The sequence below is a fragment of the Nocardia tenerifensis NBRC 101015 genome (genome assembly GCF_000308715.1).
Lineage (GTDB): Bacteria > Actinomycetota > Actinomycetes > Mycobacteriales > Mycobacteriaceae > Nocardia > Nocardia tenerifensis.
In genome coordinates, this window is sequence record NZ_BAGH01000319.1 from 1 (window position 1) to 13,027 (window position 13,027).

Annotated in this window: 10 protein-coding genes; 2 read left to right on the forward strand and 8 right to left on the reverse strand. The window is 70.2% G+C overall.

The genetic code is table 11. The features are described 5' to 3' along the window. From ON39_RS25690 to ON39_RS25710, 5 genes are all read right to left on the reverse strand, one after another. Window positions 1-807, reverse strand: an 807-nt coding sequence (locus tag ON39_RS25690; protein WP_040738223.1) for a sirohydrochlorin chelatase, incomplete at its 3' end; no start/stop codon positions are given. Continuing rightward, window positions 804-2,027, reverse strand: coding sequence for a uroporphyrinogen-III synthase (locus ON39_RS25695; protein ID WP_085998264.1), 1,224 nt, complete (start codon window positions 2,025-2,027; stop codon window positions 804-806). The genes ON39_RS25695 and ON39_RS25690, both read right to left, overlap by 4 nt. Before the next feature lie 4 nt (window positions 2,028-2,031). After that, window positions 2,032-2,433, reverse strand: a complete 402-nt coding sequence (nirD, locus tag ON39_RS25700; RefSeq protein WP_040738272.1) for a nitrite reductase small subunit NirD — start codon at window positions 2,431-2,433, stop codon at window positions 2,032-2,034. Between the two features lie 63 nt (window positions 2,434-2,496). Beyond that, window positions 2,497-5,061 (reverse strand): nitrite reductase large subunit NirB, encoded by a 2,565-nt coding sequence (gene nirB, locus ON39_RS25705; protein ID WP_255219298.1) that lies wholly within the window; start codon window positions 5,059-5,061, stop codon window positions 2,497-2,499. A 318-nt stretch (window positions 5,062-5,379) separates the two neighbouring features. After that, complete coding sequence (locus ON39_RS25710; protein WP_246002790.1) at window positions 5,380-6,639, reverse strand: CynX/NimT family MFS transporter; 1,260 nt, start codon at window positions 6,637-6,639, stop codon at window positions 5,380-5,382. 65 nt (window positions 6,640-6,704) lie between these two features. Here ON39_RS25710 and ON39_RS25715 point away from each other — a divergent pair, with 65 nt between their 5' ends. Both ON39_RS25715 and ON39_RS25720 read left to right on the forward strand, forming a co-directional pair. Continuing rightward, the gene (locus ON39_RS25715; protein WP_040738226.1) at window positions 6,705-7,376 is read left to right on the forward strand and encodes a FadR/GntR family transcriptional regulator; all 672 of its coding nucleotides are present in this window, start codon (window positions 6,705-6,707) and stop codon (window positions 7,374-7,376) included. Between the two features lie 211 nt (window positions 7,377-7,587). Beyond that, window positions 7,588-9,084 (forward strand): MFS transporter, encoded by a 1,497-nt coding sequence (locus ON39_RS25720; RefSeq protein WP_040738228.1) that lies wholly within the window; start codon window positions 7,588-7,590, stop codon window positions 9,082-9,084. A 63-nt stretch (window positions 9,085-9,147) separates the two neighbouring features. On the opposite strand, the gene ON39_RS25725 is transcribed toward ON39_RS25720, so the two are convergent. The 3 genes from ON39_RS25725 to ON39_RS25735 all read right to left on the reverse strand — a co-directional run bounded on the left by ON39_RS25725 (window position 9,148) and on the right by ON39_RS25735 (window position 12,720). Continuing rightward, window positions 9,148-10,002 carry a TIGR02569 family protein gene (locus tag ON39_RS25725; protein WP_040738230.1) on the reverse strand — a complete coding sequence of 285 codons (855 nt, stop codon included), beginning with the start codon at window positions 10,000-10,002 and terminating at the stop codon, window positions 9,148-9,150. Window positions 10,003-10,134: 132 nt separating this feature from the next. After that, window positions 10,135-11,319: an adenylyltransferase/sulfurtransferase MoeZ gene (gene moeZ / locus ON39_RS25730; RefSeq protein ID WP_040738232.1), complete on the reverse strand. Its 1,185-nt coding sequence runs from the start codon at window positions 11,317-11,319 to the stop codon at window positions 10,135-10,137. Window positions 11,320-11,415: 96 nt separating this feature from the next. Then, complete coding sequence (locus ON39_RS25735) at window positions 11,416-12,720, reverse strand: DUF3152 domain-containing protein (RefSeq protein WP_373283737.1); 1,305 nt, start codon at window positions 12,718-12,720, stop codon at window positions 11,416-11,418. Window positions 12,721-13,027 lie beyond the last annotated feature (307 nt).

Here is a 13,027-nt window from a genome sequence, read left to right on the forward strand (position 1 = left end):
GATCAGCCGGACCACGGCGGGATGCACGCCGATCGGCTCGGCGACGCCGTCGGCGCCCGCGTCGTGCAGCCGCTGCTGGAACAGCCCGTGCGCCAGCAGGTACGACGCGACGAAGACGCGTTCGGCGCCGGAGACACGCAGGGCGGCAACCACTTCCGGGACGCGGGGCGCGCCGGTGGCGATGTAGCCGATCCGCACCGGGGTGTCGAGCCGCTCGGCGAGCATGGCGGCGGCCCGGCGAACGTCTTGGCGGGCCCGGGCATCCGAGGAGCCGGCGGCGGCGAAGACGACCGCGTCACCGGGCCGCCAGCCCGCCGCGCGCAGGCGCATGGTCATGATTCGCGCCAGCGCCGGGTCCGGGCCCATGGCCGGGGTGACGGCCACCGCGGGGTGGCCGCTCTCGGTCACTTCCCGCGGCACGTCCTGATAGACGTGGTAGCCGGAGGCCAGGAACGCCGGGACCACCACGGCGGGAACGGTTTCCCCCGACGCGTCGCGCAGATCGCGCAGCACCTCGGCGGGCGAGGGGCCGAGTACGTCGACGAACGCGGTCCGCACCGGCACCCCGGAGGGCTCCACCGCACTCTCTGAAAACAGGGCCCGGCCCTCCGAAAACGCGGCCCCGCCCTCCGCAAACCCGGCCCGTCCCTCCGATATTGCTGCCCCGCCCTCCGAAATCGCGGCGCCGCGCCCCGAAATCGCGGCGCCGAGCTCTTTGCTCACCGCCTCCGCCAGCGCGGCGATCATCTGAACACCCCGGGTACTCCTGGTGCCATGCGCCACCAGCACCAGCGCGGGGGCGTTCACATCGTCCCCAAGGTCTGCACGTACCTCGTCGGCGCGCCCGCGACCGGCGGCCGCGACGCGATCTCGGGTCGCGGGTTGTCGATGCATTCGGCCGCGTCCAGCGCCAGCCGGTAGCCGCGCTTGACCACCGTCTGGATCGCCTTCGGCGCACCGAGTCCGGCGCGCAGCCGGGCGATCGCGGTCTCGACGGCATGCGTGTCGTCACCGCCGCCCGGCAGCGCGGCGAGCAGATTCTCCCGCGACACCACCCGGCCGGGTTGACGGGCCAGCGAGCGCATCATCGCCATCGGCGCGGGCGCGAGCTGGCGCACCTCGCCGTCGACCACCACGCAACCGCCGCGCACGCTCAGCGTGTGCCCCGCGGCATAGATCCGGTTGGCCCGCCGGGGCAACTCCTCGGCGACGTGCCGGGCGAGCGCGCCGAGCCTGGCCCGTCCGGGCATCGACGTGGTGACGCCGAGTTCCTCCAACGGCGCGGCGGTGATCGGTCCGACGCACGCGGCCAGCACCCGTCCGCGCAGAGCGTGCAGCAGTCCCTCGAGCAGCCCGGTCTCCTTGGCGCGCATCAACATCGACGCGACCGCGGGCGCGCTGGTGAACGTCACGCAGTCCAGGCTCGACGTCACGATGGCCTCGATCAGCTGGTCCATCGGTCCCTGATCCGCGGGCGGGGTCCATCGATACACCGGCACGGGCACGACATCCGCACCGGCGCACCGCAATACCTCGCAGAAGTCGGGCACCGGCTCCCACTCGGTCGTCGCGCCGTGCAGCTGCACCGCGATCCGTACCCCTTCGACACCCTCGGCGAGCAGGTGATCGAGCACCTCGGCCGAGGACTCCGAGGCCGGCGACCACTCCTCGCGCAGCTCGGCGGCGCGGATGGCGCCCTTGGCCTTCGGGCCGCGCGCCAGCATCCTGGTCGCGCCGAGCGTGGTGCGCAGCTCCTCCGCGACGCCCCAGCCCTCGGCCGCCTCCATCCAGCCGCGGAAGCCGATCCCGGTGGTGGCCACCGTGATCTGCGGCGGCTCGACGATGAGCTGACGGGTCACCCGCTCGAGCTCGGTGTCGTCGGCGAGCGGGATGATCTGGATGGCCGGGGCCGACACGATGTCGGCGCCGCGCCGCCGCAACAGCGTGGCGAACTCGTCGGCCCGCCTGGCCGCCGTGAGGCCGATGGTGAATCCGGCGAGACAGGGTCCGGCGTCCATGGTGGTCATGCGCTCACCCGCCCGAGGCGGCGAGCTCGACGAGCACCGGCTCGTTGGAGATCGCGACCACGCCGTCGGCGACGCGCACCGCGTACACCGGCAGCGCCGCCGACTCGTCGTCCAGGCAGTGCCCGTCGACGAGGGAGAACGCCTGCTTCAGCAGCGGAGAGGCGACGACGGGCACCCCGCCGCGGTCGCCGACGATGCCGCGCGACATGACCGCGGCGCGGCCGATCGGGTCGATATTGCCGACCGCGTAGAGCATGCCGTCGTCCAGCAGGAACAGGGCGGCCTGCCGCCCGCCCTTCAGCAACACCGCGACGCCGCGGCCGGGAATCAGGTAGTCGAGCCGGCACGCCTGCGTCCATCCGGTGGCGGTCACGGCGGCAAAACCGGGGGTATCGAGCACGGTCATGGTGTCATCCTCCAAACGCCTTACCCATTGGTACAGGCGCCCTGTTTCTATGGGGTTAAGCCGTCATTTCCCGTGCGTGGCACTGCCCGCGGCCGCCCCGACGGGAACCTCCGGCATGCCCAAAAGCACCGGTACCTTGCGTTCTCCGCTCTCGTCGAACGAGATTGTGGGATCGGTCTCCTCGGGCGCGTTCACGAAGGAGACGAAGCGCGACAGCTTCTCCTCGTCCTCGAGCACGGCGGCCCATTCGTCGCGGTAGCCGGCGACGTGCTGGGCCATCGCCGCCTCCAGTTCGTCGGCGATGCCGAGACTGTCCTCGCAGACGACCTGCTTGAGGTAGTCGATGCCGCCCTCCAGCGCCTCCTGCCACGGCGCGGTGCGCTGCAGCCGGTCGGCGGTGCGGACGTAGAACATCAGATACCGGTCGATGTACTTGATCAGCGTCTCGTCGTCGAGATCGCCGGCGAGCAGCACCGCGTGCTTCGGGGTGAGGCCGCCGTTGCCGCCGACGTAGAGGTTCCAGCCGTGCTCGGTGGCGATCACGCCGACGTCCTTGCCGCGCGCCTCCGCGCATTCGCGGGCGCAGCCGGACACAGCCAGCTTGAGCTTGTGCGGGGAACGCAGTCCGCGGTAACGCTTTTCGAGCAGCACGGCCATGCCGACGGAGTCCTGCTGACCGTAGCGGCACCAGGTGGAGCCGACGCAGCTCTTCACCGTGCGCAGCGACTTGCCGTACGCGTGACCGGATTCCATGCCGACGTCGACGAGGCGCTGCCAGATCCGCGGCAGCTGTTCGACGCGCGCGCCGAACAGGTCGATCCGCTGGCCGCCGGTGACCTTCACGTAAAGGTCGAATTCCTTGGCGATCTCGCCGATGGTGATGAGCTGATCGGCGGTGACCTCGCCGCCGGGCATCCGCGGCACCACCGAGTAGGTGCCGTTCTTCTGCAGGTTGGCCAGGAAGTGGTCGTTGGTGTCCTGCAGCGCGGCCTGCTCGCCGTCGAGGATGTGCTCGCTCGAGGTCGAGGCCAGGATGGAGGCGACGGTCGGCTTGCAGATGTCGCAGCCGATTCCCTTGCCGTACTTGGTGATCAGGCCGGAGAACGTGCGAATCCCGGTCACCTGGACGATCTGGAACAGCTCGGCGCGCGACTGGGTGAAGTGCTCGCACAGCGCCTTGGACATCTCGACGCCGGACTGCTCGAGCAGCTTCTTGAGCATGGGAACGCAACCGCCGCAAGAGGTTCCGGCGGTCGTGCACTTCTTGATGCCGGGGATGTCGCACGCCCCGTCGGCGATGGCGCCGCAGATGGCGCCCTTGGAGACGTTGTTGCAGGAGCAGATCTGGGCGTCGTCGGGCAGCGCGTCGGCGCCGAGTTCCGCGCCCGCGGGCGAGATCAACGCGGCGGGCTCGGCGGGCAGCGGACGCCCGACCAGCGGGCGCAGCGCGGCGTAGGCGGTGGCGTCGCCGACGAGGATGCCGCCCAAGAGGATCTGCGCGTCGTCGGAGACGACGAGCTTCGCGTAGGTGCCCTTGGCGGCGTCGTGCAGCACCACCGACAGCGCGCCCTCGGTGGTGGCGTGCGCGTCGCCGAAGCTGGCCACGTCGACGCCGAGCAGCTTGAGCTTGGTCGACATGTCCGCGCCGGGGAACTCGCCCGCGCCGCCGAGCAGCCGGTCGGCGACAATCTCGGCGGTGGTGTAGCCGGGCGCGACGAGCCCGTAGCAGGTGCCGTCGACCGCGGCGCACTCGCCGATGGCCCAGATGTTCGGATCGGAGGTCTGCAGCCCCAGATCGGTGCTGATGCCGCCGCGCGGGCCCACCTCGAGTCCGCTGTCGCGGGCGATCTGGTCGCGCGGGCGGACACCGGCGGAGAAGACGACCAGCGAGGCCTCGATCACCGAGTCGTCGGAGAGACTCACGCGGACACCGTTTTCCGCCTCCTCGATCGAGGAGGTGCCCACGCCGGTGTGCACGTGCAGGCCGAGGTCGGTGACGAGGCGCTCCAGGATCGCGCCGCCGCCCTCGTCCACCTGGGCCGGCATCAGCCGCTGGTTGTACTCGACCACGTGCGGGGTGAGGCCGAGCTGACGCAGCGCGTTCGCGGCCTCCAGGCCGAGCAGTCCGCCGCCGACCACGACGCCGACGGCGCCCGGCCCCGCGGCCTCCGCGGCGGCCCGGATGCCGTCCAGATCGTCGATCGTGCGGTAGACGAAGCACTCCGGCCGGTCGTGGCCCGGCACCGGGGGAACGAACGGATACGAGCCGGTGGCGAGCACCAGCGCGTCGTAGGCGATGGTGTCGCCCGCCGACGTGGTGACCTTGCGCGCGTCCCGGTCGATCGTCTCGGCGCGGATCCCGAGCCGCAGCTCGACCAGCGCGTCGCCGGCGTACTCGTTGCCGGGCAGGGCCAGCGCCGCGGCGTCCCACGCGCCCACGTAGGACGAGAGGCCGACGCGGTCGTAGGCGGGCAGCCGCTCCTCGCTCAGCACAACCACCTGCCAGTGGCCGGCCTCGTCCCGGGACCGCAGTGCTTCCACGAACCGGTGCCCGACCATGCCGTGGCCGACGACCACGGCGGTCTTACGTAGGGCAGGTTCGACTGAGTGATTCGTCGGCGTGCTCAAGAAGGGCCTCCAATGATCCGGTTGGCCCAACGGTAGGAAACGGGTATTGCCGTCATGCTGCGCGCGATGACCGGTGCGTCAACGGTTGCTCACGATGCCGTAGCCCCGCGGGTGAGTTCCGCGCGTTTGTTTCGCCCATGTGACACAACGGTTTCCGGGAATCACCAAGTAGCCGACTTCGTCGTGGAACCGTCGGTGAGGTGTGACGCGCACAGCATGAACGTCACCCCCGCGGCCCGCAACTCGAAAGCGCCCCGGCAAAAAGAAATCGAGTGGTGCGATTCGCATCGCACCACTCGACACCGACCTACGGGTGGCTCAGTTCCAGGTGTCCTCGAGCATCCGCGGCTTGCACGCCTGCCACGCGCCGGCGAGCAGCACCAGCACCGCGACGGCGAGCAGCGCGAACGGCACGCCCCAGCCGTCGGTCATCGAGTGCAGCACGCCGAACAGCAGCGGGCCGACGCAGGCGACCGCGTAGCCGACGCCCTGGGTGAAACCGGACAGCGCGGCGGAGCCGCCGGGGGTGTTGGTGCGCAGGTTGATCAGGGTCAGCGCCATCGGGAAGGTGCTCGGGCCGAGGCCGAGCAGCACCACCCACAGGATGGGCGCGCTCATCGGGGCGATCAGCAGCCCGGCGAACGAGACGACGAAGAAGACCGCGCAGCCGACCACGACGGGGAACGGATTGCGGAATCGCGTGACGACCGCAGGCGCGCTGAGGGCCGCGACCAGACCGACCACCGCGAACAGCCCGAGCATCGACCCGCCGAATCCGGCGCTTGCTCCGGCGTCGCTGAGGATCTTGGGCAGCCAGGTGAACATGGCGTAGGTGATCAGGGACGTCATGCCGAACATGCCCGCCATGCCCCAGGCGACCGGAGAGCGCCAGACGCGTCCCGTGCGCGGCGCGTCGGCCGCGCCGAGCGCGGTGGTGTCGACGACCTCGCGGCCGCGCCGATCGCGCAGCACGCCGATCCACGGCACCGCGGCGGCGAAGCCGAGGACGGCCCAGAGGCCGAGCGAGATCCGCCAGCCGTGCCCGTCGGCGATCGGGACCGCGACGAACGCGGGCACCACGGTGCCGAGCTGCACCATCATGATGTAGAGCGAGCTGACCACGGCGACGCGATCGGCGAAGTAGCGCTTGACCAGCGGCGGGATCACCACGTTGCCGATGCCCATGCCGGCCAGCGCCAGGGCGGAGAAGACGAGGAGCTCGGCGGTGCCGGACAGCAGCACCCGCACGAGCTGGCCGGTGCCGGCCATCAGCATGGCGAGCAGCGCGGTGCGCTCGAGCCCGAAGCGGCGCACCAGCACCGGCGTCAGCAGGCCGGACAGCGCGAACATCGCGGTCGGGATCATGCCGAAGACGCCGACCACCGCGGTCCCGTACCCCACGTCCGCGCCGATGCGCTCGGCCAGCGGACTGAACGCGGTGACCGCGACGCGCAGGGTGAGCGCGGACATGATGATCGCTGCCAGAACGAGCAGCCGACCCTCCGTCAGCGCTCGTCGACGCTGCTCGACCTGCGGTGATTCCTGCTCGGTCGCGGTTTTCTGGAGGGTTGCGGTCACCGCGAAATCATAGGATGACCCGATGATAGGAGGCAATGATTTGTGATGAGCGGTACTCTATGGCAGTGCAACCAGTCCGGCGCACCAGCCTCATCGCCCAGGTCACCGAGCAGCTGCGTGCCGAAATTCGTTCCGGCCGTTGGCCCATCGGATCCCGCATCCCCACCGAACCGGAGCTGACCGAGCTCACCGGAACGGGTCGAAACACCGTGCGCGAGGCCGTCCAGGCCCTCGTCCACGCGGGGATGCTGGAGCGAAGGCAAGGCTCGGGAACCTACGTGATCGCCTCCTCCGATCTCGGCGGCACCCTCGGCAAGTACTTCGCCGACGCCGAGGAGCGCGACGTGCTCGAGCTACGCCTCGCCCTGGACACCACGGCCGCCGCGCTCGCCGCGCGCCGCCGCGACGATGCCGACATCGCCAACCTACTGCAACTGCTCAGCGAGCGAGACAAGGCCTATCAGGAGGACAACCCGGCCGCCATCGAGTCCGACGTCGAGCTGCACCGCGCCATCGTGGTGGCCAGCCACAACGCCGTCTACCTCGAGTTCTACGACTCGCTGCTGCCGATCATCGAGCAGGTGATCCGCGCGCGGACGCTGAAGTCCGACGACTCGTACCCCGAGGAGCACGCCAAGCTGGTGCACGCCGTGATCGACGGCGACCCGGAGCGCGCGGCCTCGGCGGCGAGTTGCTTCCTCGAATCGCTCATCGCCGAATACCCCGACGTGCGGTAGCCGGTCCCTGATCCATCGGAACGGACGGCGAGTGACGCTCACTCGCCGTCCGTTGTCCGTGTGAGCCGGATTTGCCTCGAACGTCACGCGAAGCCACGGTGCCGCAACAACGGGCCCCTACGTTGTGAAACGACCGTTAGCTGAGCAACTCGACTCCGCCGGCGCGCAGCGGCGCGATGAGGGCCGGTCGAGTGCGAACGAGAGGAAGCCGATGACTGCCATCGCAGCCGCCACCGGCACCGCGCCCGACGTCCCTTCCGACACACCGGCCTTCGAATACCGAAGGCGCGGCCGCTGGCTCGAGCATTGGGAGCCGGACAACCCGAGGTTCTGGGAGTCCGGCGGCGCGCGGACCGCTCGCAAGAACCTGATGTTCTCGGTGTTCGCCGAGAACCTCGGCTTCAGCATCTGGGTCATCTGGGGCACCGTGGTCACCAGCATGGGCGCGGCCGGCTTCGGCTTCCTGGCCGGGCTCGGCAAGGGCGACCCGACGGCGGTCAGCAACGCGCTGCTGCTCTCCTCGACCCCGACCCTGGTCGGCGCGGCCCTGCGCATCCCGTACACCTTCGCCATCCCGCGCTTCGGCGGCCGGGCCTTCACCGCGTTCAGCGCGGCGATGCTGCTCGTGCCCACCCTGGGACTCGTCTACTTCGTCAACCAGCCCGGCACGCCCATGTGGGTCTTCCTGGTCCTGGCCGCGCTCGCCGGTGTCGGCGGCGGCAACTTCTCCTCGTCGATGTCCAACATCAACTTCTTCTTCCCCGACGGCAAGAAGGGCGCGGCGCTCGGCATCAACGCGGCGGGCGGCAATCTCGGTGTGGCACAGACCCAATTGGTACTGCCGCTGCTGATCACGCTGGGCACCCACCTCACCGCGAAGGACGCGGCGGGCTACCGCTTCGGCATCACGCTGTCGGTGCTGGTCTGGATCCCGTTCATCCTCGTCGCGGCCTTCGGCGCGCTGCGCTACATGGACAGCATCGCCAGCGCGAAGTCCGACGGCAGGTCCTACCGGATGGCGCTGACCAACCGGCACACCTGGGTGATGGCGCTGCTGTACGTCGGCACCTTCGGCTCGTTCATCGGGTTCTCCTTCGCCTTCCCGACGCTGATCAAGGCCAACTTCCCGAGCCTGGCGAATATCGGCTGGATCAGCACGATCGGCAATCTCGCCTTCCTCGGCGCGTTCGTCGGTTCGTTCAGCAGGCCGTTCGGCGGCTGGGTCGCGGACAAGATCGGCGGCGCGAAGATCACCCTGTGCGTCTTCGGCGGCATGGCGGTCTCGGTCGCGCTGATCATGGCGTCCTTGGAGCTGAAAAGCTTTCCGCTGTACCTGATCTCGTTCCTGGTGCTGTTCGTGATGACCGGCATCGGCAACGGCTCGACCTACCGGATGATCCCGACCATCTTCAGCGCGATCTCCAAGAAGTACGCCGCCGAGCACGGCCTCGACCTCACCGAGTCGGCCGCCTCGGCCCGGCGGCAGGCGGGCGCGGCGATCGGCGTGATCGGCGCGGTCGGCGCCTCGGGCGGCTGGCTGCTCCAGCAAGCATTGCGGCTGTCCAACATTCACTACCACACGATGGCGCCCGCGTTCTGGGGTTATGCGGTGGCGTTCCTGGTGATGGGCGCGGTCACCTGGTGGTTCTACCTGCGGACCTCGTTCGCCGTCGAGCGGATGCCGTCGCTGGCCTACGCCAAGGTCTGACGCTCGTCGGTCGTCGAAAGCTCTTGCCTCGCAAAGCTTTCGGCGGCCGATCAGGTTGTGGTCTCAGAGCAGGAGGCGGACCATGTCCGCCGTGCGCGCCAAGCCGGGGAAGGCCTGCGGCGTCGAACGCGGGTGCAGCGCGTGCACGGCGAGCCGGAACATGACCGCGCGCAACAACATCTGCGGCCACTCCGGCAGATCCCGCCAGCGCTCCAGCAGTCCGTCGTCGGCGCCGCCCCACGCCAGCGCGTCCACCACGATCACCCCGGCCGCCCACGGCGCGGGCCGCCAGTACGGCGTGATGTCGGTGAGGCCGGGCGTGCACGTCCCGGCGAACAGCACCGTCCCGAACAGGTCGCCGTGCACCAGCTGAGCGGGCGTGCGCACCGGCTTGCGCAGGGTGGCCAGCTGGCCGATGAGCTCCATGCTGCGCTGTCCGTCCGGAGAGTCCGCCGAGGGCAGCGGGCCGCCGGCGCGCAGGCTGCGCAGCGGCACCGCCTCCCAGGCGGCCCGGTCGGCGGCGACGAAAACGTCCACGTCGACCCACGGCGCCACCGGCGGCTGCACCAGGAACCGGGGTCGCTCGAGGTGGGTCGTGGCCTGATGCAGGCGCAGCGACACCGAGACCACCTCGTCGTGCCGCGGCTCCGGCGTGCCTTCCAGGTAGGTGTCGGCGCGCCAGCCGGAGACCACGTAGCGGCCGTCGGTGGCGCGGACGGGCCGGGACACTCGCAGCCCGTCCACCTTCAGCGTCTCGCGGACCTTCGCCGACCACGCCGCGCGCGCGTGGTCGGCGACCGGGCTGAGCACCACGTCCCCGAACCGCCACCCGCCGTCCCAGTCGCCCGTGGTGACCGGGGAAACCTCGCGCAGACCGAACGTGGCGCGCACGTGCTCGGGGGGTTCCACAGAAGTCACGGCCGTACCGTACCGCCGGGGTGAACGGTGTACAGCACGCCGCGCCGATGCGCAACCCGGGCCGCGCGGCCTCGGACATCCGTCCTCGCAAGCGCTCTTGGCGGCCCCGGGGTCACAACGGCCTTCGACCGATCAGTAGACGGGCAGCGACGGATCGATCTGCCGGGCCCACGCGATCACTCCGCCCTGCAGATGCGTGGCGTCGGCGAAACCGGCGCGCTTGAGCGCCGCGAGCGCCTCCGCCGAGCGCACCCCGGTCTTGCAGTGCAGCACGATCGGGCGGTTCTGCGGCAGCTCGGACAGCGCCTCGCCGGACAGAATGCGGTCCTTGGGAATGAGTTTCGCGCCGTCGATGTGCACGATGTCCCACTCGACCGGCTCGCGCACGTCGATCAGTTCGATCTGCTTGCCCGCGTCGAGCAGGTCCTTCAGCTCGCGCGCGGTGAGCGTCGAGTCGGCCGCGGCGGCCTGGCCCTCCTCCGACACGACACCGCAGAACGCCTCGTAGTCGATCAGCTCGGTGATCGGCTGACGCTCCGGGTCGCGGCGCAGCTTGATGGTCCGGTAGTTCATGTCCAGAGCGTCGTACACCATGAGGCGCCCGAGCAGCGGCTCGCCGATGCCGGTGATCAGCTTGATCGCCTCGGTCACCATCACCGATCCGATCGAGGCGCACAGCACGCCCAGCACGCCGCCCTCGGCGCAGGACGGCACCATGCCCGGCGGCGGGGCCTCCGGGTACAGGTCGCGGTAGTTGATACCGCGCCCGTCCGGCGCGTCCTCCCAGAAGACCGAGACCTGACCCTCGAAGCGGTAGATCGAGCCCCACACGTAGGGCTTGCCCGCCAGCACCGCCGCGTCGTTGACGAGGTAGCGGGTGGCGAAGTTGTCGGTGCCATCGACGATCAGGTCGTACTCGGCGAACAGCTCGACGGCGTTGTCCGGCTCCAGCCGGATCTTGTGCAGCCGCACGTCGATGCCGGAGTTGATCTCGAGGATCGAGTCGCGCGCGCTGTCGGCCTTGGGGCGGCCGATGTCGGACTCGCCGTGGATGATCTGGCGCTGCAGGTTGGAGGCGTCCACCTCGTCGAACTCGACGATGCCGAGCGTGCCGACGCCGGCGGCGGCCAGGTAGAGCAGTGCGGGAGACCCGAGCCCGCCCGCGCCGATCACCAGTACCTTGGCGTTTTTCAACCGCTTCTGCCCGTCCATGCCCAGATCGGGGATGATCAGGTGGCGGCTGTAGCGGGCGACCTCGTCCTTGGTCAGCTCCGCGGCCGGCTCGACCAGCGGCGGCAGGGACTTTGGTGATGACACGTCCAGGGCTCCTCGCATCGAATGGGTCGATCCCGATGTGCAACACCCGCGACCAGACCGTTCTTCCCGATCTATGGTCGCGCACCGGGCCGCCCGTCAACCGCGGGGGTACGGCCAGGGGTTGAAGCGGCAGCGTTTGCCGTCCGCCGGGACCACGCCGTCCGGCTCGAGCGCGGCGATGTCGTTGTTCTTGGTGCCGAAGGTCTGCTGCATCATCACCGGGGCGAGGCCGCCGTCGGTCTCGCACGGCTGGTGCTGGTGGTAGCCGATGGCGTGCCCGACCTCGTGGTTGATCTGGTACTGCCGGTAGGAGCCGATGTCACCCTCGAACGCGATCGCGCCGCGCACCCAGCGGACCTCCGAGAGCACCACCCGGCCGAGCTCGGAGTTGTAGCAGGAGGAGTCGATCGGGATCTCGAAACCGCAGGCCTTGCGGCTGGATTCGCGGGAGGTGAGCGAGATGCGGAACTCGGTGTCGCCCTGGTCCACCCGGCGGAAACCGAATTTCTGGTCGTTCGTCCAGCTCTTCGGGTTGGCGAGGGTGGACTCGATCAGCTTGGCCACCGACTCGTCGCCGCCGAAGCCGGAGGTGTCGATGCCGTCCTCGATCTCGACCGTGTAGCGGAACACCGAGGCGGTGCCCGCGCCCACCTGCGGGGTGGAGCCCGGCACCACATGCCATGTGCCCGTTCCGGTTTCGGCGAACTTGCCGCCCTCCGGGAGGGCGCCGGTCGGCAGGTCCGCGGGAAAGTGGCCGTCCCCGGTCGGGCCGCCGATGATGCCGTCGCTCGCCGCGCGCGGGCTCAGATGACCGAGGCCGGGCACACCAGCCACCGTGGTCACCGGATCGGAGCCGCGCACCGCGTCGACGATCACCAGTACCGTCACGGCGAACAACACCGGGAGCGCGTACGCCCGCCAACCGTAGGTGGAGACGAATCGTCCTAGGGCGCTTTGCTTTTTGACGCCGCGCTCGGGGCGCTCCCGTGTTCTGCCCTCGCCGGTGGGATCCCAGCTGGCGCGCAGCGGCTGATGGGAGCGGTCCGGACGGCCGTAAAGGCCTAGGGGGTCGTAGATCTCGACGCCGTCGCGGTCACGGCGGGGCGAATCGTGCTGCGGGGCAAGCGGATCCGTCTCCGGCGCGGCGCCGTTGCCGCGGGCGGGGCCGGGTCTGCCGCCTGCGGGATCGGGTTTGCCGCCGGCGGGGCCTGATTTGCCGCCTGCTAGATCGGATCTGCGGCGAGCGGTGGATTCGGGCTCCGAGCGAGCCGCCGGTTCGGATCCGCGTCGGGCGGCGGGGTCCGGTCTGCGGTGGGTGGAGCCGTCTTCGGCATCGAGCGGTGGCGCAGCGCCGGAGCGGGCGGCTGCGCCCGGACGTGCCTCTGGGCCTGACCTTGCCACGTGATCCGACACTACGGAACCGGGCGCGCCGGGGCCAGCACGGCGGCGCGCATCGCGCCCGCCGCCGGACGTGACCGGGGGCTCGGCGGGCCGCTCCCCGGGTCGGTCGGCGCGGAAAGTCACGAATACCAGGTTCTCACAGCGGGCCGCGGGCGCCGTCGGGCCCACCACATCCGCCCCCGGATGCGACATTTCTCACCGGGTTCCCTCACTTCTCCGGGGCCGATCTGCGGGCGCACGACAACCGAGTATCGTTCTTGGGATACCCGTGCTTACCCCTTGCCGGGGAATCAACTGGGAGAGCCGA